Below are 24,631 nucleotides of genomic sequence, written 5' to 3' on the forward strand. Positions count from 1 at the left end.
GGAGCCCGAACCCGGCAGCCACGGACTACTAGGGTCGAGAGCCCAGACGCGGCGGTGTGCGACGCGGGAGCGAGGACGGTTCGACGTGGCGGCAGCAGACCCGGTCACTGTGGTGTCCGACGAGCAGCAGGAGCAGCAGAAGATGTCCAAGGTCGCCGAGGTGGCGGCCGCGGGAGCCGCCGTCGCGGCGGCGCTCGGCCAGGACCCGGACCAGGTCGCGGATTTCCTCACCCACTACTTCCGGCACGTCGACCCGGCCGACGTCGACTCCCGTACGGTGCCGGACCTGCTCGGCCTGGTCGAGAGCCACTACCGGTCCGCGCTGGCCCGCCCCACCGGCACCGCCGTGATCACCATCCGGACGCCGGGTCGGGCCGACGGCTGGACCGCCGGCGGCGCCACGGTCGTCCAGGTCGTCACCGACGACCGACCCTTCCTCGTCGACTCCCTCACCATGGAGGTGCTGCGCCAGGGCTGGAGCGTCCGGGAGGTGTTCCACCCCCAGCTGTACGTCCGCCGCGACGACGCGGGCACCCTGCTGACGATCGCCCGCAGCGACGCCCGGACCGAGCTGGGCGTGCTCGCGGAGTCGTGGATGCACCTGGAGATCCTGCCGCCGGCCCGCCCCGAGGACCCCGACCAGCTCGGACCCGACCTCGAGCGCGGACTGCGCGAGGTGCTCGGGCTCGTCAGTGACACGGTCCAGGACTGGGACGCCATGATGGCCCGGGCCGGCGAGACCGCGGAGCTGCTCGGCCGCCCCACCGATCTGCCCGGCGCCGCCGCTCCCGATCGCGCGGCGGCGGTTGCCCTGGCGCGGGAGCTGCTCGGCTGGCTGAACGCCGACCACTTCACCTACCTCGGCTATCGCGAGTACCGGCTGACGTCGGAGAGCGCGAGCCCAGAGAGTGTCGCCGCGAGTGTCGCCGACGGGGTCGGAGACGACCGGGTCCGCTACACCGTCGTCCCGGGAACGGGGCTGGGCATCCTGCGCGGCGACGCCGACGACCCGGGCGCCTTCCACGCGCTGCCCCTCGCGAATACCGGATCCCAGCCGGGTGCGGGGGCGGAGCTGATGGTCGTCACCAAGGACAACTCCCGGTCGCGGGTGCACCGGCCGGCCTACCTGGACTACCTCGGGCTGCGGCTCTTCGACGACGACGGCCGGGTGGTCGGCGAACGGCGCTTCCTCGGCCTGTTCTCCTCCTCGGCCTATTCCGAGAGCGTCGCCCGGGTGCCGGTGCTGCGGCAGAAGGCCGTGGCCGTCCTGGGCCGGACCGGCTACGACGAGCACAGCCACGGCGGCAAGGCCGTGCTCGACGTGCTGGAGACCTACCCGCGCGACGAGCTCTTCCAGACCCCGCTCGCCGAGCTGTCGGTCACGGTGGAGAAGATCGCGCACCTCAAGGAACGCCGCCAGGTGCGGATGTTCGTCCGGGCCGATCCGTACGGGCGCTACCTCTCCTGCCTGGTCTACCTGCCGCGGGACCGCTACACCACCGCCGTCCGGCGCAAGATGGAGGACCTGCTGCTGCGTCGGCTCGGCGGCGCGACAATCGACTACACCGCGCGGGTCACCGAGTCGGTGCTGGCCCGGCTGCACTTCGTCACCCGGATGCCCGTCGGCTCGCCGCTCGGCGCGGTCGACGTGGCCGCCCTGGAACGCGAGCTGACCGCGACCACGCGTTCGTGGGACGACGAGTTCGCCGACCAGCTCGTGGCCGCCGACGGCGTGACCGACGGGGCCGAGCGACTCGGCGTGATGGCCGGTGCGCTGCCCGAGTCGTACAAGGAGGACTACGACCCGGCCCAGGCCGTCGCCGACCTGACCGCCCTCGACGCCCTGAGCGGGTCGTCGGCGATGTCGCTCACCGTGCACGGAGCCGTCCGGGCCGACGACGAGGCCGACCTGCGGCTGAAGATCTTCCGCCGCGACGCCTCGATGTCGCTGTCGAAGATCCTGCCGCACCTCAGCCTGCTGGGCGTCGACGTGATCGACGAACGGCCGTACGAGCTGGCGCTGCGCGACGAGCGCGCGTTCGTCTACGACTTCGGGCTCACCGTGCCCGGCGGCCGGGAGGCCGTCGCCAGTACCTGGGGCAGTGGCGTCCGGGACCGGTTCCTGGCCGCGTTCGCCGCCTCCTACGAGGGCGACAGCGAGGCCGACGGCTACAACGCGCTCGTGCTCGGCGCCGGCCTGGACTGGCGTCAGGTCAGCGTGCTGCGCGCGATCGGCCGCTATCTGCAGCAGGCGGGCAGCACCTACAGCCAGGCCTACATCGCGTCGGCGCTGAACGCGAACGCCGGTCTTGCGGCACGGCTGGTGGCTCTCTTCGAGACCAAGTTCGACCCGCGGGCGTCCTCGGCGGAGGGGGCCGAGCTCGACTGGCTTGCCCGCACCGAGCGGGTGTCGTGGCTGACCGCCGAGGTCACCGCCGGGCTCGACGACGTGGCCAGCCTCGACCACGACAAGATCGTCCGCTCCTACCTCGCGGTGCTCGGCGCCGCCACCCGCACCAACTTCTACCGGACCGAGACATCGGGGGCCGCCCGGCCGGCGCTGGCGATCAAGCTGTCGCCGCGGCTGATCCCCGACCTGCCCGAGCCGCGGCCGGCGTTCGAGATCTTCGTCTACTCGCCCCGGGTCGAGGGGGTCCACCTGCGTTTCGGTGCGGTCGCGCGCGGTGGGCTGCGCTGGTCTGACCGGGCGGAGGACTTCCGGACCGAGATCCTCGGCCTGGTCAAGGCACAGATGGTGAAGAACACCGTGATCGTGCCGGTGGGCGCGAAGGGTGGCTTCTACGCCCGCCGGCTGCCGGACCCGGCGCTCGACCGGGAGGCCTGGCTGGCCGAGGGGACCGGGTGCTACCAGGTCTTCATCGAAAGCCTGCTCGACGTCACCGACGACGTGGTCGAGGGCACGATCACCACGCCGACCGACGTGCTGCGCTACGACGGCGACGACCCGTACCTGGTGGTGGCGGCCGACAAGGGCACCGCCACCTTCTCCGACACCGCCAACGCGATCTCGCTGCGGCGCGGCTTCTGGCTCGGGGACGCGTTCGCCTCCGGCGGGTCGGCAGGCTATGACCACAAGGCGATGGGCATCACCGCCCGCGGCGCGTGGGCCTCGGTCACCCGGCACTTCCGCGAGCTCGGGCTGGACGTCGACCGCGAGGACTTCACCTGCGTGGGCATCGGCGACATGAGCGGCGACGTGTTCGGCAACGGCATGCTGCTCAGCAAGCACATCCGGCTCGTCGTGGCGTTCGACCACCGGCACGTCTTCCTCGACCCCACCCCGGACGCCGCGAGCAGCTGGGCCGAGCGGGCGCGGCTGTTCGCGCTGCCGCGGTCGAGCTGGGCCGACTACGACACCTCACTGATCTCCGCCGGCGGCGGGGTCTATCCCCGGACGTTGAAGACCATCGCGGTCAGCCCCGAGCTGCGCGAGGTCCTGGACCTCGGGGCGTCGGTGACCTCGCTCGCCCCGACGGAGCTGATCAGCGCCTGTCTGAGGGCGCCGGTGGACCTGCTCTGGAACGGTGGCATCGGCACCTACGTCAAGTCCGCCGCCGAGTCCTCGGCCGAGGTGGGCGACAAGGCCAACGACGCGCTGCGGGTGAACGGGTCCGAGCTGCGGGCCCGCTGCGTCGGCGAGGGCGGCAACCTGGGGCTGACCCAGCGCGGCCGGATCGAGTACGCGACGGCGGGCGGCCGGATCAACACCGACTTCGTGGACAACTCCGCCGGGGTCGACACCTCCGACCACGAGGTGAACATCAAGATCCTGCTCGCCGGTGAGGTCGCGGCCGGCCGGCTGACCACGCCCGACCGGGATGCGCTGCTGGCCTCGATGACCGACGAGGTGGCCGGTCTGGTGCTGGCGCACAACCACAGCCAGAACCTCGCGCTCGCCAACGCTGAGCACCAGGCGTACTCGATGGCCGGCGTGCACGAGGACTGGATGGCCCGGCTCGAGGAGCGCGGGCTGCTGGACCGCCAGATCGAGTTCCTGCCGAGCGAGGACGAGCTCGAGCTGCGGCGCAGCGCCAAACGCGGTCTGACCTCACCCGAGCTGGCCACCCTGCTCGCGTACACGAAGATCGTCCTGGAGTCCGAGCTCGACGCGTCGGCGCTGCCGGACGAGGAGTACCTCGCCTCGGACCTGGTGCACTACTTCCCGCAGGCGCTGCAGGAGCGGTACGCCGCGCAGATGCCGGGCATGAGGCTGCACCGCGAGATCATCACGACGGTCGCGGTCAACCGGTTCGTCGACTCGGCCGGGATCAGCTGCTTCCACCGGATCTCGATGGAGACCGGCGCCGGGCCGGCGGACATCGTGCTGGCCCACGTCGCCGCCCGTGCGGTCTTCGGCGCCGACGCCCTCGATGCGGCGATCGGTGAGCTCGACCACCAGGTCGACGCCGCGACGCAGACGGTACTGCGGCTGGAGGTGCGCACCCTGGTCGAGCGCGCCACGCGCTGGCTGGTCAGCCGGCGGCGACCGGTCGACGTACGGGCGCTGGTCGACGAGCTCGGCGACGGGGTCGGCCGGGTCCGGACGGCGCTGCCCGACCTGCTCCCCGGGCGCGAGCGAGAGGCCTTCGAGGCCCGGCTGGAGCGCTACCGGAAGGCAGGCGTGCCCGCGGCGCTGGCCCGGGCGGTCGCCGCGCTGCCGCCGGCGTACGCGGCCCTGACGATCGTGACGGTCGCGGGGCGCAGCTCGGCGGAGCTGCTCGACATCGCCGAGGTGCACCTCGACCTGGCCGCCCGGCTGGGGCTGGACCGGCTGTTGACCCGGATCATCGAGCTGCCCCGGAACGACCGCTGGCAGACCATGGCGAGGGCCGCGCTGCGCGACGACCTGCACGCGGTGCACGCCGGGCTGACCGCCCAGGCGCTGACCCACCTGGAGCAGCCGAACGACACCGAGTCTGGCCGGGACGCCGAGCAGGTGGTCGCCGAGTGGGAGCGGTCCGTGCCGGGCGCGTCGGAGGCCGTGAAGACGCTGCGGTCGATCTGCGCGGGCCGGCCCGACCTCGCCCGGATGTCGGTGGGACTGCGGGTCGCGCGGGGTCTGCTGCCGCAGGCGGAGTGATCACGGTAGTGACTGGGCCGGCACGGTGAGCCAGCTGCACGCACACCCGTCCCCCGGGCGTGCCGACCAAGACGCGCGGGACTGACGAGGGCCACCATGGTAGGTCTGGGGGATGCGGATCGACCTGCACACCCACTCCTCCATCAGCGACGGGACCGACACCCCGGCCGAGCTGGTGGAACATGCGGCTCGGGCCGGCCTCGACGTGGTGGCCCTGAGCGACCACGACACCTTCGACGGGCTGGACGACGCGGTCGCCGCGGGGGAGCGGCTGGGAGTCGAGGTGGTACGCGGGCTCGAGCTGTCGTGCGCCCGGCAGGGTGACAGCGTGCACCTGCTCGCGTACGGCGCCGACCCGACCAGCCCGGCGCTGGCCGAAGAGCTCGCGCGGGTCCGGGACGGTCGGCAGGGCCGGGTGGCGGGTGTGCTCGCCAAGCTCGCCGCCCTCGGCGTGCCGGTGAGCGAGGAGGCGGTGATGCGCCAGGTCGGGGACAGCCCCTCGGTCGGACGCCCGCACATCGCCGACGCCCTGATCGAGGCCGGCCACGTGAAGGACCGGACCGAGGCGTTCGACCGCTACCTCTTCGACGGTGGGCCGGCGCACGTCGCCCGCTACGCGCTCGACCTGGTCGACGGCGTCGACCTGGTGCACGCCGCCGGCGGGGTCGCGGTGATCGCGCACCCGTGGGGCCGGGGCCGGGAGAAGACGCTACCGCCGGAACTGCTGGCCGCCCTGGCCGCCGAGCACGGCCTGGACGGGATCGAGGTCGACCACCAGGACCACGACCGCGACACCCGGCGCCGGCTGCGCAAGCTCACCAGCCGGCTCGGGTTGCTGGCCACCGGTTCCAGCGACTACCACGGCACCGGCAAGACCGACCACGACCTCGGCTGCAACACCACCGACCCCGACGTCCTCGCCGAGATCCAGGCCCGACTTGTCAGAAACCAGTTGTCCCAGAGGGCAACTGGAGTCTGACAGCTCGGCAGAGGTCAGGCTTCCAGGGTCGCGACGTCTTCCGCGGTGAGGGTCAGCTGGCCGGCGCCCATGTTCTCCTCCAGGTGGGCAACCGAGGAGGTGCCAGGGATCAACAGCACGTTCGGCGCGTGCTGCAGCAGCCAGGCCAGCCCGACCTGAGCCGGGGTGGCGTCGTGGCGCCGGGCGACCTCCTGCACCTGCGGCTGCTCGGTCACCTTCGGCATCCCGGGGAAGGCCGAGCCGAGCGGGAAGAACGGAACGAAGGCGATCTCCTCGGCCAGACACCGCTGCAGCACGTCCTCGTGGGTGCGGTCCAGGATGCTGTACGGGTTCTGCACGCAGACGATGTCCAGCTGGCTGAGCGCGTGGTCGAGCTGCTCCAGAGTGACGTTCGACAGCCCGATGCCGGCGATCAGGCCCTCGTCCTGCAGCGCGAGCATCTCGGCCAGCTGGTCGTCCAGCGGCGGCGGGGTGTAGTTGGGCAGCGGGTCGGTGATCCGCAGGTTGACCGCGGCGAGCTGCTCGACCCCGAGCGTGCGGAGGTTCTGGTGCACGTCCTCGCGCAGCTCGGCCGGCTTCTGCGCGGGCGGCCAGCCGCCCTTCGCGTCCCGGCGGGCGCCGACCTTGGAGACCAGGGCCAGACCGTCGGCGTACGGGTGCAGCGCCTCGCGGATGAGCTCGTTGGCCACGTCCGGGCCGTAGAACTGGGCGGTGTCGATGTGGTCCACGCCGAGCTCGACGGCTCGGCGGAGGACGGCGACGGCGGCATCGTGGTCGCGCGGCGGGCCCATCACGCCGCGGCCGGGCAGCTGCATCGCGCCGAAGCCGGTGCGGTGGACGGGCAGGGCGCCCAGAAGGTAGGTGTCGGGGACGTCAGGAGCGGTATCGGGCATGGCTCGACCGTAGCGCCAGGACGGTGCTGTTCAACGGCCGCCGTTCAACACCACCTCCTTGACGCAGCCGGACGAGCTGCGCCGTTCCCGCCCGGGCGTCCCCACGGCGCGGTACTCTTCCTCCGTCCCTCGTTCGACGAGGGCACGGAGAAGCCCCTCGGGGGCCACACCATCGGGGGTTGGCGTGACGACGAAGATCATTCGACGCTGGGGAGTGCTCGCGCTGGTGGCGGTGGCGACCATCGCCTCGACCGTGTTGACGACTGGTCCGAGCTACGCAGCCGACAGCGCCAAGGTGTACGTGGTGCAGGGACTGCCGGGCAAGACGGTCGACGTGGCGTTCGACGGGCACGTCGTGGCGCGCGGGATCAAGACCGCGAAGGTCGTCGGACCGTTCCCGATCAAGTCCGGCCAGCGCAAGGTGACGTTCAGCGACAACGGCAAGGTGCTGCTCGAGCGGATGTTCTCGGTCAAGCCCAAGTCCAGCTGGGACGTTGTCGTGCACCTGCCGGCTGAGTCCAAGACCAAGCCGGCCGTCACCGTCTTCCGCAACGACCTGACGGCAGTGCCCTCGGGCAAGGCCGAGCTCGTCGTGGCGCACACCGCCCAGGTGCCGCCCGCCGACATCCGCGTCGACGGCAAAGTCTTGTTCAAGAACGTGGCCAACGGCGAGTCGCTGAACCTCGTCGTCCCGGTCCAGACCTACAAGGTCGCCATCTCACCCGCCGGGAAGTCCTCGCCCGTGCTGCTCGGCCCGGTCGACCTCACGGTGAAGGGCGGCGCCCTCAACCGGGTGTACGCCCTCGGCGACCCTGAGGACAACACCATGAACGTTGCCGTCCACGTCATCCCGACCGGCAACAGCGGGTCGTCTCGGCCGGACCGGGTGGACACCGGGACGGGCGGTCAGGCTGCCGGCGTCAGGTCGCTCGCGTCGTTCTGGCGTTGACCGGGGTCCGCAGACACCGGGCGGTCAGCACCATCGTCGCCGCCCTCGTCCTGGCGGTTGCCGGTTGTGCGAGCGCGGACCCGGTCGACCCGGGCTCGGCGGGTCCGTCCGAAAAGGCGACCGCCGGGTCCGGCGTGTCCGCAGCGTCGGTCGAGCCGGTTCCCACCGCCCGGGTGGGCAAGGCGGCACCGAGCACGCGGGTCCGCTTCGTCCCGACCTCGGTCGTGCTGGCGGGCGGCGCGCACGCGGTCGTCGCACCGGCGGCCACGGTCGAGGGCGAGCTGGTCGTCCCCGAGGACGTCCAACAAGTCGGGTGGTGGGACGGCAGCGCCGAGGCCGGTGACCCGTTCGGGAACACCGTGATCGCCGGACACGTCGACTCCGCCACCGAAGGCCTGGGCTTCTTCGCCCGGCTACGACAGGTCACGAAGGGCCAGACGGTGACCGTCCGGCACGGCGCGCACGCGGCGCGCTATCGCGTGACGTCGGTCCGGACGGTCAAGAAGCAGGCGCTCGCCACGTCCAGCTCGGCCTTCGACCAGCTCGGCGACCACCGACTGGTGCTGATCACCTGCGGCGGCGCCTACCGGGCCGACCGCGGCGGGTACGACAGCAACGTGGTGGTCACCGCCGTACCGCTCGGCCCGGCTCGCTGAGCGAGCTCGTTAGCGGGACGCGTCCGCGCTCACGGCGTCGGCCGAACCCTGGCCGCCGGAACGACGACGACGGCGACGCCGACGGGGTGCGTCTCCGGACTCGTCGGCGGCACCGGCCACCGGCTGCTCGTGCACCGTCGCGACACTGGCCACCTCGGCGGCCGGACTGCCGTCGGTCGAGGTGGTACCGGTCCCGCGGGTCCGTCGCCGGTTACGGGGCTGAGACGCCCGCTGGGCGCGGCGCTCCTCCCAGCTCGGGCCGTCCGCCTTCGGGGTGCTGTTGCTGCTGCCACCGCTGCGGCTGCGCTCGACGACGGGGGCTTCGTTGATCCGGCCCTTGGCGCTGCGGTCGATGCCGAGGTCGTGGAACAGGTGCTCGGAGGTGGAGTAGGTCTCCTCCGGCTCCTCGAACGGCAGCCCGAGGGTGTTGTTGATCACCTTCCACCGGGTCCGGTCGGCCCAGTCCACGAAGGTGATCGCGATCCCGGACGCCCCGGCGCGGCCGGTCCGGCCGATCCGGTGGACGTAGGTCTTGTCGTCCTCGGGGCACTCGTAGTTGATCACGTGCGTGACGTCCGTCACGTCGATGCCGCGTGCGGCGACATCGGTAGCCACGAGCACGTCGGCCTCACCGCCGCGGAAGCGCTTCAGCGCCTTCTCGCGCAGCACCTGGGACAGGTCGCCGTGGATCGAGGTGGCCGAGAAGCCGCGCTCGGCCAGGTCGTCGGACACCCGCTGCGCCGAACGCTTGGTACGGCAGAAGATCATCACGCGGTTGCGGTTCTCGGCCTGCAGGATGCGAGCCACGACCTCGGGCTTGTCCAGGTCGTGCGCCTGGTAGACGAACTGGGCCGTGGCCGGCACGGTGGTGGAGTCCTCGGCGGACTCGGCCCGGATGTTGACCGGGTGCCGCAAGTGGCGGCGAGCCAGGGTGACGATGGCCGAGGGCATGGTGGCCGAGAACAGCATCGTCTGCCGCAGCTCGGGGGTCTTGGCGAGGATCCGCTCGACGTCGGGCAGGAAGCCCAGGTCGAGCATCTCATCCGCCTCGTCGAGCACCAGCACCTTGATGTGGCTCAGGTCGAGCGCACCGCGGTCGGCGAGGTCGAGCAGCCGGCCGGGCGTACCGACGACCACCTCGACGCCGGCCTTGAGCGCGTCGAGCTGGGGCTCGTAGCCCATGCCGCCGTACAGGGTGACCACACGGGCCTTGCGCTGGGCGGCCGCGACGGACATGTCCTTGCTGACCTGGCTGGCGAGCTCACGCGTCGGCGCCACGATCAGGCCCTGCGGGGCGCCCGGCTTGGCCAGGGCGGCGAAGTCGCGCTCGTCCTGCACGACGATCCGCTGCAGCATCGGGATACCGAAGGCGAGGGTCTTGCCCGTGCCCGTCCGCGCCTGGCCGATCATGTCGGTGCCGGTCAGGGCGATCGGGATGGCCATCGCCTGGATCGGGAACGGGTTGGTGATGCCGACCGCGTCGAGCGCGTCGACGATCGTGCCGAGCACCCCGAGGTCGCTGAACGTCTGCGGGATCGGCGGCTCCGTCGGCTCGTCCGCGTCACTGGGCAGCAGCGGCTCGTCGAGCGTCGACTCCGGCGCTACGTCGTCGAGGGTGGGGTCGGTCAGAGGGTTCTGGGTGTCGAGCTCGCTCGGGTCGAGGTGCTCGGACATGTCGCTGGTCAGGATGGTCGCCTTCGCTAAGTCAAGTCTTCAGATCACACCTGGTCCGCAGCCCTCAAGGGGGGAGCGGTGTCGCGTGCGGTCCGGGGTCCCGGGACCCGACCACCTCTGCGGCGCTCACCGACGCACGTCAGGCGAGAACCAGGGACGCATCACCTGATGCGTACGGGGCCTATGCTAGCCGCTCGGGCCCCCAGCGCCGAACAACGCGCGCCGAACGACGGGCGCCGAACGACGCGCACGCGTCGCTGCGGCCTGCGAGCGAAGGCCCACTACGCTGCTGCGGTGGAGCCTTCCGAGCAGCCGGACCCCGACGCGGCGTACCGGCGGGGAGCCCTGGACCTGCTCGGGATCCTGGCGTACGGTGCCTTGGCCGCGTTCGACCGGCTGGCCGAGGACGCCCGGCTGGCGCCGACGCTGGCCGACAAGGTCCACATGGCGTCGATGGCCGCTCATCAGGTGAGCCACTTCGAGCGGGTCAAGGCCCGGCTGGCTGAGTTCGACGTCGACGTGATGGCGGCGATGACGCCCTTCCACGAGCCGTTCAACACCTTCCACGACTACACCCGGCCCAAGGACTGGCCCGAAGGGCTGGTCAAGGCCTACGTCGGGGACGGCATCGGCGCCGACTTCTACCGTGAGGTGGCCGCCTTCGTCGACGCGGAGACCCGGGCGCTGGTGCACGAGGTGCTGGCCGACGAAGGTCACGCCGACTTCGTGGTCGACCGGGTGCGGGCCGCGATCCTCACCGACCCCCGACTGGCGGGGCGGCTGGCGCTGTGGGGCCGGCGGCTGGTCGGTGAGGCGCTGAGCCAAGCCCAGCGAGTGGCGGCCGACCGGGAGGCGCTCACCAGTCTGCTCACCGGTACGGTCGACCGGCCCGGGCTGGACCTCGCCGCGGTGAGCCGGATGTTCTCTCGGCTGATCGACAACCACACCCGACGGATGGCTGCCCTGGGCCTTCAGGCCTGAGCCCGAAACCCGAGCTGTCAGAACTCAGTTGCCCTCTGGGACAACTGAGTTCTGACAACTCGGGTATCGGGGGCGGGTCAGAGGGAGCCGAAGCCCACCTTGCGGGCGTGCTCCTCGCCGAGGTCGACGTAGGCGATCTTCGAGGAGGGGATGAGGACGCGCCGGCCGCGCTCGTCGGTGACGGTGAAGACCCCGTCGCTCTCGACGGCCTCGGCGAACGCCTTCTCGATGGCGGCGGCCGTCTCGGTGGTCTCCGCCACGACCTCGCGGTTGACGTGCTGGATGCCGACCTTGATCTCCACAGATCCTCCTCGTGTCGCTCACGTCCCGTCCGGGCCGTCGAGCTCGGATCCCACCGTGCCACACGGGCGCGCCCGAAGCAGAACCTGTTCGCCCACAGCGTGCGGGCGACCGGCTCAGCCGAGGGTGCTGCGCTCGTCGTCGGTGGCCGCCCGGATGACCAGCCGGGTCCAGGCGCCGACGTAGATCCGGTCGTCCGGTCCCAGCTCGTGCTTGGTGCCGACCGGGACGGGATCCTTGGGCAGCGTGCCGTTCGCGTGGCCGACGAAGGTGCCGTTGGCGGAGTCGAGGTCCTCGACCCACCAGCGCGAGCCGTCGGTGGTCAGCTGGCACTGCCGGCGGCTCACCCCGGTGTCGCTCTCGCACTCGACGTCGGGATGGATGTTGCGGCTGGCCGAGGTCCGGCCCACCAGCAGCGACCGGCCCCGTAACGGCCTGACCACCGGCAGGCCGGCTGAGGGCAGCTTGTCCGGGCTCTCCTGCGCGGCGTACCAGGCCGGGTCGATCCAGATCTCGACCACCCAGGAAAAGTCGGGCTCGGACGTGGGCGGCGTCGCGTCCGGAGGCGACGCCGGCGCGGCGGCGGGAGGAGTCCTCGCCGCGGGAGCGGTCGCGGGAGCGGCGACCGTCGCTGCGGGCGGCGGGACGAGCGCCTCGGGTGGGTCGAGCGGCCGGGGCATGCTGCCGGTGGTGAAGTCGTAGCCGCACGCCTCGCAGAAGAGCGCGTCGAGCGCGTTCGGGGTGTCACAGCTCGGGCAGCTCTGGGTGGCCGGAGCGCCGCTTGCCGACGCCGGCGGCGCGGTCACGGTGGGCGCTGCGGGATCCATCGGGACGCCGCAGACGTCGCAGTAGTCGGTGGCGGCCGACGGGTGGCCGGCCGGACAGGTCGCCATCTCAGCCCCTGACCCGGGTGGTCTTGGTGGAGGCGGTGTCCAGCGCCATCTCGTCGGCGCGCTCGACGGCACGCTTCAGCCGTACGGTCCCGGTGTCGGGATCCTCGATGTCGACGACCTTGCGCAGCCGGCTCGTCGCCTCCTCGTTGCCGGTGGCCGCGGCCAGCTGGACGGCCCGGCCGAGCCGGGTGGTCGCGGTCTCGGCGTCACCGGCGGCCTTGGCGGCGAGCCCCTGCTGGATGGCGTCGGCGAGCTCGGTCTGGCCGGTGTAGTGCGCCACAGCCGGGTTGATCCGGGTGGTCAGGGCGTCGTCGTCGGACCAGCGCGCCTTGACCAGACCGGAGGCCACGACCTCGTCGCCGACCGCCAGCTGCACGCGGGCGCCCAGCTGCTCCTGGCCGATCGCCTTCGCCGACAACCGGACGGCGACGTGGTAGTCCCGCGACTCATCACCCCAGGAGCCGGTCGGGTACGCACCGGTGAGCGGGTTGACCGGCGTCCGGCGTGCGGTCAGGTCCTCCACGGTGGGGGAGACCTGCCGGACGAACAGCACCTCCGCGCCCTGGGGCGCCCAGACCCGCAGCTGGGCCTCGGCCACACCGCGGCCCATCGACTGCTGCATCAGCTCGGCGAAGACCGTCCGCATCTGGCTCGGGTCCGGGATGATGTCGACCGTGCCGAGCAGCGCCTGGGCGATCCGGCGTACCTCCTCGACCTGCCAGTCCACGCCGACTCCCCGGCAGTCGCACTGGAAGCGACCGGTCACCCCGGCAATGGCGGCGGTGAGCTGGGTGGGCGTCTCGTTGTGGTTCTCGCCGTCGGTCAGCAGGATCGCGTGCCGCTGCGCGAGCGCGGGGACCGAGTCGAACAGCCGACCGGCCAAGGTGAGCCAGGTGCCCATCGCCGTACCGCCGTCGGCCCGGAACTGGGCGATCGCCTGGTGCGCGGCGTAGCGGGCGTTCGCATCCATCCGCACCATGCCGGCTCCGGTCCGGACCGGCGGAAAGGCGAGGTAGGCCTGGTGCGTACCGGCGATCACCGCGAACACGGTGCCGTCCAGGATCTGGTCGACCGCGGCCGAAGCGGCGAGCTTGGCCGCCTCCAGCTTGGTCCGCCCCATCGAGCCGGAGGTGTCGACGATGATGATCTCGCCGGCGTCGCCCGAGCCCGCCTGGCCGGCGGCGCCCGCACCGGAGCAGCTCATGGTGACGATGGCGTTGACGTCGGTGCCGCCGTCGGGCAGGAACTCGTTCTGGTAGACGCTGGCGCTGAACTCGGCCATCGGGTGCGGACCTCCACGTCGTTGTCAGCTGCGGTTTGGTCGGGCGTACTGGTCGGTTCAGTATGCCCTGCGGTCGTCTCGCCGGCCGGGGCCTGGCCCTACGATCGCTCCTGTGAGCTACGCCTCCAGCCGTGAGCTGCGTCCGGGTCGGATCCGCTTCCCCGACATCAGCCCACGCGCGTACGAGCATCCGGCCGACCGTGGTGCCCTGGTCGCGCTGCGGGCGATCCCGGGCTTCGACGCCGTGCTGAAGGCGGTGCTCGGGGCGATCGGCGAGCGGAGCGTCCGGCTGCTCTACCTCGCGACGGCCGTCCGGGTGTCGGCTCGGCAGTACCCGGAGCTGCACACCATGGTCGCTGAGTGCGCGACCACCCTCGACCTGTACCCGGTGCCCGAGCTGTACGTGGCGCAGGACCCGGTTCCCTCGGCGATGGCGGTGGGCACCGACAAGCCGCTGATCGTGACCACGACCGGCATGCTGCAGCTCGTCGACTCGGCGGGGCTGCGCTTCGTGATCGGGCACGAGGTGGGGCACGTGCTGTCGGGTCACGCCCTCTACCGCACCGTGCTGACCCAGCTGGTCGCCATCTCGGCCTCGATCTCGTGGCTACCGCTCGGCGCCTGGGGGCTGCGCGCGATCGTGCTGGCGCTGCACGAGTGGTACCGCAAGGCCGAGCTGTCGGCCGACCGGGCCGGCCTGCTCTGCACCCAGGACGCCGACGTCGCGCTGCGGGTGCACGCGGCGATGGCCGGTGCGCTCAACCCCGACGACATGGACGTGGCCGGCTTCCTCGACCAGGCGAAGGAATACCAGGCCAGCGGCGACGTCCGGGACTCGGTGCTCAAGCTGCTGCAGATCTCGGGCCAGACCCATCCGATGGCCGCGCTCCGGGCCGCCGAGCTGCAGCAGTGGGCGGCCGGGCGGGAGTACCGCGCCATCCTCGCCGGGGACTACCTGCGGCGCAGCGAGGACAAGGATGCGCCGATCAGCGACGACGTCCGTGCCGCCGCCGCGTCGTACCAGAAGGCCTTCAGCACCTCGGCCGACCCGCTGGTCAGCCTGGTCGGCAAGCTGGGCGGCGTGCTCGGTACGGCCGGGGGCGCCGCCGCCGGCCGGCTGCGCGACTGGTGGCAGGGCCCGGGCAAGCCCCCGGAAAACTAAGGCTAGCTTGAGCTACGCGTGGCGGGCGAGGGCGACGGAGATGTTGTCGCGGCCGCCCTGGGCGTTGGCCCAGGCGACGAGGGCGACGGCGAGCGGCAGCGGGTCGGTCTCCCCTCCGCTGCTGATGGCGGCGCTGGTCGAGGCCACCAGCGCCTGCAGGTCGGCGGCCGGTGAGCAGTAGTTCCACAGGCCGTCGGAACAGACCAGCACCCAGCCGGGGACGTGCAGCTCGGCCGAGCCGGTCCGAGGACTGATGTCGGGGCTGTCGCGGCCGAGCCACTTGGTGATCGCGTGCGCCTGTGGGCCGTTCTCGGCCTCCTCGCGCGGGACGCCCATCGCGATCCGGACCTGGGCGACCGAGTCGTCCAGGCTCAGCTCCAACGCGTCGCCGGCGCCGAGGTCGGGCAGCCAGTAGACGCGGCTGTCGCCGACGTTCCCGTAGACCACCAGGTCGCCCTCGACCACGGCCGCGGCCAAGGTGCAGGAGGCAGCGTTGTCGCTCTCGGGTGCGGTGTTGGCGATCACCGCCGCGTTCGCCTGGGCGGTCGCCACGCCGAACGCCTGGGCCAGGGCCGCGGCCCGGCTGGCGGCCACGCCGAGACCCGACGGTTGTGAGCCGGCGAGGACGTCGCGGGCGCTACGGGCGCCGGCGAGGGCGGCCACGTCGGAGTCGGTCGAGGTCGAGACGCCGTCGCAGACCACCAGCACCGCCCGCGAACCCGGCTGCTCGTCGGCCGCGACCGCGGTGGCGTCCTCGTTGCGGTGGTGCCGGATGCCGCGGTCACAGCACGCCGCCACCCAGGCCGCGGGCTGCTCCACGTAGTGGTCGCGGGGGCTGACCGCTTTGGTGCCGCAGGTGGTGCAGTAGTCGTCCTCGCCGACCACGCCGCCGCAGCTGGCGCAGGGCGCCGCTCCCGGGGTGGCCGCGACGACCGGCGCGGCTGCGGCTAGGGGCCTGTACGGCTTGACGGGTTCGCTCAGCTCGACCGGGCTCTCGGCTCCGGCAGCGATCGGTTCCGCGACGTCGACGGTGGGGGAGAGCGGGGCGCCGCACGCCTCGCAGAACCGTTCCGCGTCGGTGACCGCGGCCCCGCAGGACGGGCAGCTGAGTGCCGCCGGCGGGGGCGCGGCCGCTGGTTCGGTCATCGCGGCGACACCGTCAGGGCCAGGGGGTTCGTCATCGGAGGGTCCACCTTCGCACGGCGTTGGCCTGGTCGACCAACGCCCACCGCCGCTGCTCGTCGGTCTCGACGGTGGCGAGCTGGCGGTACGTCGCCTCCAGCCCGTCGCGCAGCGCGGCGGGCTGAGCGGCGTAGCTGCCGATCGTGACGTCCTCGCGCGGGCCGTCCCGCTCCACCAGGGCGAGGGCCCGGGAAAGGATCTGCGACGTCAGCTCGCCCTGCTCGCGGGTCTCCAGCCGGACGCCGCTGAGGCTCGCCATCGCCGCCGACAGGGCGGGCAGCGCCTCGGCCGAGCGGTAGAGCGACTGAGCCCGCAGCCGTCGGGCCTCGGTGAAGCCGCGGCTGGTCGAAGGCACCAGGTCGAGCGCGGCGACCGCCCCGGTCACGTCGTCGCGCTGCAGCCGGATCCGGGCCAGCCCGAACGCGGCCGGCGCGACGTAGTTGGCGTCGGTGCTGGCGCAGGTGGCGTACAGGTTCTCGGCCACCTGGTCCTCACCGCCCCGCTCGCAGGCCAGCGCGAGCGCCAGCTTGGGCGCGAGCTCGCCGGGGACCTGGCCGTAGACGGCGTTGAACGAGGCCTGGGCGGCGGCGAAGTCCTGCCGCGCCAAGGCGGCGAGGCCGCTCACCCAGACGGCCCGCCACTCCCAGGGGTCGGCGGCCAGCATCGCGGTCACGGCTTGGTCGACCTGATCGGGAGCGCCCAGCTCCAAGGCGGCGCGGGCGCGGGCCAGCCAGACCTCGGCGGTGGAGCCCGGTGCGGTCTCCAGCACCCGCAGCCGCTCCGCCGGGTCGTCGACGGCGAGGTTGCTGAGCCAGGCGTGCTGCGCGTCGCCGGTGTCGGCCCGGAGTGGGGGCAGCTGGTCCCACTCGAGCGCATCGCTGGTCACCGCCGGCGCCTCGAAGAGCACCGACGCCGCCGAGGTGAGCGCCGTTCCCGGCGTGGCCGCGGCGACGACCTCCCGGAGCACCCCGAGCAGCTGCACCCGTAGCTCGTCGACCGAGGCGAAGCGGTCGGCCGGGTCGGCGGCGCAGGCCTTGGCGACCAGTCGGTAGAGCGAGTCGTGCTCGCCCAGCACCGGCGCCTCCTCGACCGGCGGCAGGCTCGCCACGTAACGGGTCTGGTAGCCGCGGAACTCCGTGACCAACACCAGTAGCGTCCGGCCGATGGTGTAGATGTCGGACGCCACGCTGGTGCCGAGCCGTGCCACCTCGGGTGCCTGGTAACCGACGGTGCCGTAGATCGCGGACTCGTCGTCGTCGAGCCGCCGGACGCCGCCGAGGTCGATCAGCTTGACCGCGTCCCCGACCTGGATCAGGTTGTCGGGCTTGAAGTCGCAGTAGACCAGGCCGAGGTCGTGCAGGTAGGAGAAGGCCGGCAGGATCTCCAGCAGGTACGCCAGCGCCTGGTCCACCGGCAGCGGGTCGAAGCGACCGCCGTTCGCCCGCATCCGGGCCTTGAGGATCTGCTTCAACGAGAGGCCGCCGACGTACTCCATCACGATGTAACCGGCCTGCTGGCCGTCGCCGGAGTCGTGGCTGACGAAGTTGTAGATCTCGACGATCAGTGGGTGCTCGACAGCCGCCAGGAACTGGCGCTCGATGATGGCGACCGCGAGCGCGTCCTTGTCGCCGGTGTTCAGCAGACCCTTGAGCACCACCCAGCGGTCGGACACGTTCTTGTCCCGGGCCAGGTAGATCCAGCCCAGACCGCCGTGGGCCAGGGCGCCGGCCACCTCGTACTGGTGGGCGACCAGCTCCCCGGGCACGAGCTTGGGGGTGAAGGAGTACGCGCTGCCGCAGCGGGCGCAGAAGCCCTCGGGCCGTCCGGGCTGGCCAAGGCGGCCCCGGCCGACCGGGTTGCCGCAGACTGCGCAGGTCCGCTTGTCCTCGGGCACGACCGGGTTGGCCAGCACCGCGGCCGCAGCGTCGACCACCGGCGCCGGGGGCACCCGGGTGAGCCCCGCACCGAGCCGGGCCGCGCGCATCCGGACCGACCCGGAGCGGACGCGGGCGGTCGCGTGCGTGCCGCCGCCGGCAGCCGCGCGTTGGGAGCCGAGGGCGGTGGAGGAGAGCCGGCTCGAGCCGCGGGTCCGGGTGGAGGTCGTGCCGGCGGCCCCGGCCGGGACGCTGGCGGCGGTGACCGGCCCGCCGGCGTCGAGGGGGGTGGCGGTCGGTGGTGCGGCCGACGTCGTCGGCGGCATCCCGCAGACGTCGCAGTAGCCGTCGACGATCGTGCCGGTGCAGCCGGGCTGGGTGCAGCGGGTCACGGCCGTGCCTCCTTCTGATAGCTCGCGTACAGGCCGACGAGCTGGCGGGCAATGGCCATCGGGCACGGCCGGCGGGCCAGCGTCTCGGCGGCGAGGTCGTACGCGCGAGCGACGTCGGGCTGGTCGGCCACGCCCCGGCTCCGGGCCTTGGCCCGCAGTGCGTCGAGCCGACCAGCGAGCTCGGCGTGCTCGGCGAGGGCGTTGCCGTAGGCGGTGTGCACGACGGTCATGGCCCGACCGACCTGCCCGAGCCGGGTCAGGTAGGCCTCGAGCGCGGCCGGGGTGTTGGGCACCGGGCCGACGGCCGAGACGTCGGGGACGGCGTACCGGGGTGCGGGGTCGACGGTGGCGACGCAGGCGGTGACGAGGTCGCGGACGGCCGACTCCCGTACCTCGAGCTCGGCCCGCAGCCGGCGGGCGGTCGCGAGCTGCAGAGCGGCCTGCTGCCGGCGGGCGGCGCCGACGATGAGGTCGCGCTCGAAGACGGCCGCCTCGATCTCGAGCGGGCCCAGCAGGCCCACCACGTCACCGCCGCGGCCGGCCTTGTCGGTCAGCTCGGTCAGCCGGCGGGCCAGTCGGGCCGAGGTCGCGGCGGCCTGCTGCTGACGGGCGCCGGCGGGCTCGGTCCCCACCTGGTCGCGGATCCGTTCCAGACCGGCGCGCAGCGCTCGTAGTCGGGCGGTCACCTCGGCGCCGGAGAGGTCGAGCCCGAGCCGGACCCGCAGCGCGGCGACCAGGGAGTCCGAGAGCCGGCAGGCCTCGGGCAGCGACAAGGCCAGCCCGGTCTGGCCGGCGGCGGCGGGCGTGTCCAGCCGGCCCCAGACCAGGGTGGCGAGCCGTTCGCGTTCCACCGGTCCGACCCGGCCACCGTCCCAGGTGGCCACCAGCAGGGCGTACCGGTCGGAGACGGCTTTCCAGAGCGCCATCGACAGGGTCAGGTCGGCGGTGGCCGAGGCCGCGGTCGCCGCCGGCGCCCCGAGCGCGGCGGCGTCCAGGGTGTCCAGCTCGGTCCGGCGCAGCGTGACCCAGTGCTCGAGGTCGGTCAGGTAGCGGCTCGTGGCCGTCGGCTCGAGCGGGACGCCGAGCCGGCCGGGAGCCGCTGGTGCGGTCACGCTCGCGGACTCGGGTGGGAACCCTCGTTGGACAGACACAGCTGCGCTCACCGGCCGTACACCGCACGGGGCGGGTCAGGTGCCGGCCCGAGCGGGGCGGCCAGCCAGCGGTTGTAGATCGATGTCCACTCGCCGTCGCTGCGCAGCTGGGCGAGCCGGGCGTTGACGAAGCGGACCAGGTCGACGTTACGCGCGTTGATGCCCAGCCCGTACGGCTCGGCGGTGAACGCCCTCTGGTCGGGGACGACGGCGTACGGGTCCTGGGCGGCGAGCCCGGCCAGCACCGTGTCGTCGCCGGTGATGGCGTCCACCTGACCCTGCTGGAAGAGGACCAGGCAGCCGGTGTGGCTGCTGGACTCCACGGCGATCGCCTTCGGGGCCTTGGCCCGCAGGGTGGCGAGGCTGGAGGTACCGGTCGGGGCGCAGACCCGGAGGCCCGCCAGGTCGGCCAGGGTGGTCGCCTTGTCGCCACGGCGGACCAGGATCTTCTGGCCGGCGCGGTAGTACTCCGAGGAGAACGCGACCTGCTTCCAGCGGTCGCAGGTGATGCTCATGGCGCGGGCCACGATGTCGACGTCGCCGGACTGCAGCAGCGGTATCCGGTCGGCGGCGGTGATCACCCGTAGCTGGTACTTGGTCTCGTCGCCGAAGATCGCCTTGGTCACGGCGCGGACCATGTCGATGTCGAAACCCTCGATACGACCGTCGATCGGGTTGCGGGACCCCAGCAGGTACGTGTCCGCGGACACCCCGGCGACCAGCCGGCCGCGGTTGCGGATCTTGGCCATCGTCGACCCCGACGGCAGGTCGTCGGGGTCGGGCAGCTTGCCCTCGGGGGCGTACGAGGCGGTCGGGTTGTCGCAGGTGGCCGGCGCAGCCGCCGAGGTCGAGGGTGCGGCCGGGGTCGGGCTGGCCGCGGGCAGCGGGGTGGTGTCGTAGCCGAAGGTCGAGCACGCGCTCAGCAGCGCCAGCACGGCCATCGCGACTGCCAGCCGCAGGGCGTTCGAGCGCGAACCGCTGACGAATGCTCCCGGGTTAGCCGATTTCGAGCCCACGGACCAGTTTTTCCCGTCTGGGGAGCGTTTCTCAGCGGAGCCGGCGCTCATCGGTACTCCCGCAGCCGGGCGGCGACGCCCCGTCGGGCGAGCAGGGCGGCGGCGAGACCGGCGAGCAGGCTGAGCACGGCGGCGACCACCAGCAGGGGAGTCTGCCCGCCCAGGCTGGTGCTCGTGCTGCGCGTCGCGTCGTCCAGGACCGAGGCCAGCGAGGCGTCGAACGTGGTGAAGCGCAGGTTGGAGGACGTGTCGCCTGTCCCGGTGGCCTTGGCGACCGCCGCGTCCCAGCTGCCGCCGTCGTCGGACGTACGGATGCTCTGATGGACGGCGGTGTACTGGGCCCACTCCCGGGCCAGCTGGCCGTCGTCGCGGACCCGGGTGAGCAGGCCCAACCGCTCGCGGACGGTCACGTCGCAGCTGACCCAGGCGGCCTCGAACGACTGCCCGGAGCCGCGGGCGATCAGGGTCAGGCTCTCGTTCGCCTTGGCGTCGTACGCGGCGATCCGGGCGGCGGCGATGTTGTTGACGCCCGCGTAGCTGCCTTCCCGGGTCGAGGACACGATGCTGTGGGAGTACCACAGGCCGACCAGGCTGGTGAGCAGGGCGACCAGCAGCACCGCGGTCGCGGCGGCCATCCCGGAATTGATCCGGCGGTGGAAGCGCCGCGACAGCCAGCGCTGGGCGAGCACCAGGCCGACGAGCGCGGCCAACGTCAGAACGGGGAACACGACGCCCCAGGCGACGCTCATCCGCTGCTCGGCGCGGGCGGCGTTGGCGGCGACCAGCTCGTCGAGCACCGGTAACGCCGACGACCGCAGCTGGGCGCTGGCGAGTCGCAGGTACTGGGCTCCCACCGGCAGGCCTTGGCGGTTGTTGGCCCGGGCCTGCTCGATCGCGGCGGTGTAGTCCAGGACCTGGGTGTTCAGCACGGCGAGCGCGGCCGCGTCCGCGGGCTGCGCCCGTGCGGCCTCGGCGATCAGCTCACCGGTCTCGGTGATCGCCCGGTCGTAGCCGGTACGCTGCGCCGCCGGCTCCAGACCGCCGACCAGGAACGCGTTCGTCGCCGCGGCGTCGGCGCTCAGCAGGTCGGTCTCGATGTTCTGCACCCGGACGAGCTGGGCGGTGTCCTGCTCGGCGCGGTGCAGCGTGTACGCCAGGGTGGCCAGGGTGAGGGCGCCGACCACGCCGAGCAGCACGCCGAAGACCACCACGGCGGTGCTCAGCCGCTGGAGCAGCTGCGGTGTGCTGCGGGTCGGAGTCATGGGTGCCGCGGCGAGGGGGTGTGCCGCCGCTGCCGTGGGCGCGGCCGGTGCCGGCGCCGTGCTCGTCGCGGTCATCGGTCCGCCCCCGGCTCGGTGGTCGGCTCGGTCGGGTCGGGCGGAGGCTCGAGGATCCTAGCGTCGAGGTCGTCGGGCAGCAGCGTCCGCAGCTGGTCCAGGGTTGGCTCGTCGACGTCGCGGAGCCGCCAGGCGTGCCGGCCGATGGCGGCCTCGAGCAGGTTGCGGGCGAAACGGCCGTTGCCGAAGGTCGGGCCGCGGGGCGTGGTGGCGAGCACCATCTCGAAGCGTTCGACGCAGCCGTCAGCGAGGTCGTAGTCACCCGTCTCGGCCATCGAGGTCAGGATCGAGACGAGCTCGTCGTCGGAGTAGTCGCCGAACTCGATCGTGGTCCGGAAGCGGCTGGCCAGTCCGGGGTTCTGGGCGATGAACACCACCATCGGGTCGGGGTAGCCGGCCACGATCAGCACCAAGTCGTCGCGCCGGTCCTCCATCTCCTTGACCAGGGTGTCGACGGCTTCGCGGCCGAACTGGTCACCGCTGAGGCTGTACGCCTCGTCGATGAACAGCACGCCGCCGACGGCGGAGGCCACGACCTCGGCGGTCTTGGTCGCGGTCTGGCCCAGGTAGCCCGCCACCAGCTCGGAGCGGTCGACCTCGACCAGCTGGCCCTTGGACAGGAGGCCCAGCGCGCGGTAGATCCCGCCGACCAGCCGGGCGACCGTGGTCTTGCCCGTCCCCGGGTTGCCCACGAACACCAGGTGCCGGGTGATGGTGGGCGCCCGTAGTCCGGCCTTGGTACGCAGCGCCTCGACCCGCAGGACCGCCACCTGGCGGTGGATCTCCGCCTTGACCTCGCTCAGCCCGGTCAGTGCGTCCAGCTCGGCGAGCAGCTCGTCGAGGGTGGGCTCGGGTGTCGCGGGTTCGGGCTTGGGCTCCGGCTTGGGGTCAGCTGGCGCAACCTCGTCGAGGCCTTCGACAGGCTCAGGGCGCGCCGGGTTCTGATCGCGCTTCCACCCGAGGAGTCGGCCGTGCAACGGTGGAAGATCGGAAAATTCCTCGCTCACGTCAGGTTCAGCTCCCCACCGGTGGAGGCGGAACCGAACTTGGCCTGCAGGAAACGGCCGTGGGCGATCAGGGCGTCGGCGTCGACGCGCACCACGGCGTCCAGGATGTCGTCCATGGTGGCGCCGAGCAGGTCGAGCTGGTCGACCAGCAGCATCAGCGAGGTCTTGCCCTGCTCGATCGGCCGCGAGTCGGCCCAGTCGCGCGGGAGCCGGGTGTAGTTGCCGATCGCCGCCGGCAGGTAGTCGGTGGCGGTCGCCATCACCGAGTACGCCTGCGCGCTGCCGAGGCCGAGGTTGCGCAGCCGCGGCATCGTGTCGCGTACGGTCCGCGACACCCGCCGCACCCGCGACTGGACGAGTCCGGGCACCGCGCCGCCGGCCACCAGCGCCTCGACCCGGTCGAGGGCGGCGATGATGTCGGCCTCGGTCGGGGGCGCCGGGGCGGCCGGCAGCAGGTCCGCCGCCGGCGCCGACGGCCGGCCGGTCACCCGGCCCCACCAGTCGCGCAGGGTCAACGCGCCCCGCCGTACCCCTGGGCGCCCGAGGAGGGAGCGTCGAGGTCGAGCGCGCCGGAGGCCAGCCGGTTGTCCTGCCGGGAGACGCGGTCGAGGTACTCCCGCGACTTCACGACCTCAGACTCCAGGGTGCCGATCGTGTTGGCCATGGTGTCGAGGGCCTGCAGCTTGAAGGAGTCGATCGAGTCCATCGTGGCGTAGATGTTGGCGAACGCGGCCTGCAGCTGCGGCAGCCCGATCGTGGCCGAGGCCGCCTGCTGCTGGATGGCCGCGGAGTTGTCGCGCAACATCTCCGAGGTGCGCTGGATCAGGTCCGAGGTCGTGGTGTTGAGCGCGTTGATCTGGTCGAGCACCAGCTTTTGGTTGCCCAGCGCCTGCGCGACGATGACCGCGGTCCGCAACGCAGAAACGGTGGTGGTGGACGCCCGGTCGACGCCCTTGATCAGCTCCAGGTTGTTCTTGATGATCACGTCGATCGCCAGGTAGCTCTGGATCGAGACCGCCAGCTGGGTCAGCAGGTCCTGGTGCTTTTGCCGGACGTAGAACAGCACGTCCTGGCTGAGGGCCTTGGCCCGTTCCGGGTCGCTGAGCTCGAGGGAAGAAATCAGCGCCGTGAGCTTGCTGTCGAGCTGTTCGGCGACGTAGATGTAGGAGTTGATCCGGCCCATCGACTCCCACAGGTTCTGCTTCTCCATGGTGAGCGCGACGTTGTCCTTGGTCAGCTCGTCCTGGCCGTTGCGCAGGGCGTGCAGGATGCCGTTGAGGTGGCTCTGCGCGGCCTGGTACTTGCGGAAGTAGTCGGTGATCTTGTCCCCGAACGGGATCATCCCGAGGAACTTGCGCGCGCCGGTCGCCTGGCTGGGGTCGAGCTCCTCGACCGTACGGCGCAGCTCCAGCAGTGTCCGGCCGACGGCGGAGCCCTCGGCGAGACCACCCTCCTGCAGGGCACGGACGGGCGCCTGCAGCAGCCGGTTCGACGTCTCGGCGGCCCGCCGGATGTCTGCGTCGCCCATCGAGCGGACGTTGTCGGCTGAGGCCGCGAACTCCGGCGAGCGCGGCTGGGCCGCGGTCAGGGTGGTGAGGAACGACTCGACCTTGCTGTCCAGGGCCGGCACGGTGGCCGGGTCGACCTGCGGAGCCATCGCCGGCGCCTGGGTCGCGGCGACCGGACGCGGAGCGGCCGGGGCGGTCAGGGTGAGCGGGCTGGGCTCGGGCGGGCTGAGCGGGGCGGCCGCGCCGCCGAACGTGGGCTCGGACATCGAGATCCTTCCGGGGCGCGGGGTCGGG

At 72.4% G+C, this 24,631-nt stretch carries 19 protein-coding genes; 6 read left to right on the top strand and 13 right to left on the bottom strand.

The window, feature by feature from the left end; translation table 11 throughout:
• The first annotated feature begins 85 nt into the window (after window positions 1–85).
• Window positions 86–5,101, top strand: coding sequence for an NAD-glutamate dehydrogenase (locus ACFE76_RS14365; RefSeq protein WP_375432443.1), 5,016 nt, complete (start codon window positions 86–88; stop codon window positions 5,099–5,101).
• Window positions 5,102–5,213: 112 nt separating this feature from the next.
• Window positions 5,214–6,080: a PHP domain-containing protein gene (locus tag ACFE76_RS14370; RefSeq protein WP_375432444.1), complete on the top strand. Its 867-nt coding sequence runs from the start codon at window positions 5,214–5,216 to the stop codon at window positions 6,078–6,080.
• 14 nt (window positions 6,081–6,094) lie between these two features.
• Here ACFE76_RS14370 and ACFE76_RS14375 read toward each other — a convergent pair whose 3' ends face one another.
• Window positions 6,095–6,973, bottom strand: a complete 879-nt coding sequence (locus tag ACFE76_RS14375) for an oxidoreductase (RefSeq protein ID WP_375432445.1) — start codon at window positions 6,971–6,973, stop codon at window positions 6,095–6,097.
• A 184-nt stretch (window positions 6,974–7,157) separates the two neighbouring features.
• Here ACFE76_RS14375 and ACFE76_RS14380 point away from each other — a divergent pair, with 184 nt between their 5' ends.
• Both ACFE76_RS14380 and ACFE76_RS14385 read left to right on the top strand, forming a co-directional pair.
• Complete coding sequence (locus tag ACFE76_RS14380) at window positions 7,158–7,922, top strand: DUF4397 domain-containing protein (protein WP_375432446.1); 765 nt, start codon at window positions 7,158–7,160, stop codon at window positions 7,920–7,922.
• Window positions 7,923–8,056: 134 nt separating this feature from the next.
• Complete coding sequence (locus ACFE76_RS14385) at window positions 8,057–8,578, top strand: class F sortase (RefSeq protein ID WP_375432447.1); 522 nt, start codon at window positions 8,057–8,059, stop codon at window positions 8,576–8,578.
• Between the two features lie 9 nt (window positions 8,579–8,587).
• Here the strand turns inward: ACFE76_RS14385 and ACFE76_RS14390 are convergent, their stop codons facing one another.
• Window positions 8,588–10,252 (bottom strand): DEAD/DEAH box helicase, encoded by a 1,665-nt coding sequence (locus ACFE76_RS14390; RefSeq protein ID WP_375432448.1) that lies wholly within the window; start codon window positions 10,250–10,252, stop codon window positions 8,588–8,590.
• A 294-nt stretch (window positions 10,253–10,546) separates the two neighbouring features.
• Between ACFE76_RS14390 and ACFE76_RS14395 the strand changes: the two genes are divergently transcribed.
• Window positions 10,547–11,233 carry a ferritin-like fold-containing protein gene (locus tag ACFE76_RS14395; protein ID WP_375432449.1) on the top strand — a complete coding sequence of 229 codons (687 nt, stop codon included), beginning with the start codon at window positions 10,547–10,549 and terminating at the stop codon, window positions 11,231–11,233.
• A 77-nt stretch (window positions 11,234–11,310) separates the two neighbouring features.
• Here ACFE76_RS14395 and ACFE76_RS14400 read toward each other — a convergent pair whose 3' ends face one another.
• The 3 genes from ACFE76_RS14400 to ACFE76_RS14410 form a co-directional block, all read right to left on the bottom strand.
• Complete coding sequence (locus ACFE76_RS14400; protein WP_375432450.1) at window positions 11,311–11,535, bottom strand: DUF3107 domain-containing protein; 225 nt, start codon at window positions 11,533–11,535, stop codon at window positions 11,311–11,313.
• Between the two features lie 114 nt (window positions 11,536–11,649).
• Window positions 11,650–12,426, bottom strand: a complete 777-nt coding sequence (locus tag ACFE76_RS14405; RefSeq protein ID WP_375432451.1) for an FHA domain-containing protein — start codon at window positions 12,424–12,426, stop codon at window positions 11,650–11,652.
• 1 nt (window position 12,427) lies between these two features.
• A complete protein-coding gene (locus ACFE76_RS14410; RefSeq protein WP_375432452.1) occupies window positions 12,428–13,708 on the bottom strand; it encodes a VWA domain-containing protein in 1,281 nt (426 codons plus the stop codon).
• A gap of 112 nt (window positions 13,709–13,820) precedes the next feature.
• Between ACFE76_RS14410 and ACFE76_RS14415 the strand changes: the two genes are divergently transcribed.
• On the top strand, window positions 13,821–14,870 hold the full coding sequence (locus ACFE76_RS14415; protein WP_375432453.1) for a M48 family metallopeptidase: 1,050 nt from the start codon (window positions 13,821–13,823) through the stop codon (window positions 14,868–14,870).
• Window positions 14,871–14,882: 12 nt separating this feature from the next.
• Here ACFE76_RS14415 and ACFE76_RS14420 read toward each other — a convergent pair whose 3' ends face one another.
• The 8 genes from ACFE76_RS14420 to ACFE76_RS14455 all read right to left on the bottom strand — a co-directional run bounded on the left by ACFE76_RS14420 (window position 14,883) and on the right by ACFE76_RS14455 (window position 24,603).
• A complete protein-coding gene (locus ACFE76_RS14420; RefSeq protein WP_375432454.1) occupies window positions 14,883–16,016 on the bottom strand; it encodes a zinc ribbon domain-containing protein in 1,134 nt (377 codons plus the stop codon).
• Window positions 16,017–16,047: 31 nt separating this feature from the next.
• Window positions 16,048–18,318 (bottom strand): tetratricopeptide repeat protein, encoded by a 2,271-nt coding sequence (locus ACFE76_RS14425; protein WP_375432455.1) that lies wholly within the window; start codon window positions 18,316–18,318, stop codon window positions 16,048–16,050.
• A complete protein-coding gene (locus ACFE76_RS14430; protein WP_375432456.1) occupies window positions 18,315–19,430 on the bottom strand; it encodes a hypothetical protein in 1,116 nt (371 codons plus the stop codon). The genes ACFE76_RS14425 and ACFE76_RS14430 overlap by 4 nt, the downstream gene beginning before the upstream one ends.
• 47 nt (window positions 19,431–19,477) lie before the next feature.
• Window positions 19,478–20,410 (bottom strand): glutamate ABC transporter substrate-binding protein, encoded by a 933-nt coding sequence (locus ACFE76_RS14435; RefSeq protein WP_375432457.1) that lies wholly within the window; start codon window positions 20,408–20,410, stop codon window positions 19,478–19,480.
• Between the two features lie 122 nt (window positions 20,411–20,532).
• Entirely contained in the window at window positions 20,533–21,822 is a 1,290-nt protein-coding gene (locus ACFE76_RS14440) for a hypothetical protein (RefSeq protein ID WP_375432458.1), read from the bottom strand.
• Window positions 21,819–22,829 carry an AAA family ATPase gene (locus ACFE76_RS14445; RefSeq protein ID WP_375432459.1) on the bottom strand — a complete coding sequence of 337 codons (1,011 nt, stop codon included), beginning with the start codon at window positions 22,827–22,829 and terminating at the stop codon, window positions 21,819–21,821. Before ACFE76_RS14445 ends, ACFE76_RS14440 begins: the two co-directional genes overlap by 4 nt.
• Window positions 22,826–23,344 (bottom strand): hypothetical protein, encoded by a 519-nt coding sequence (locus ACFE76_RS14450; RefSeq protein WP_375432460.1) that lies wholly within the window; start codon window positions 23,342–23,344, stop codon window positions 22,826–22,828. Before ACFE76_RS14450 ends, ACFE76_RS14445 begins: the two co-directional genes overlap by 4 nt.
• Window positions 23,341–24,603, bottom strand: coding sequence for a toxic anion resistance protein (locus tag ACFE76_RS14455; protein WP_375432461.1), 1,263 nt, complete (start codon window positions 24,601–24,603; stop codon window positions 23,341–23,343). The genes ACFE76_RS14450 and ACFE76_RS14455 overlap by 4 nt, the downstream gene beginning before the upstream one ends.
• Window positions 24,604–24,631 lie beyond the last annotated feature (28 nt).

Source organism: uncultured Friedmanniella sp. (assembly GCF_964244005.1).
Taxonomy (GTDB): Bacteria; Actinomycetota; Actinomycetes; order Propionibacteriales; family Propionibacteriaceae; genus Microlunatus.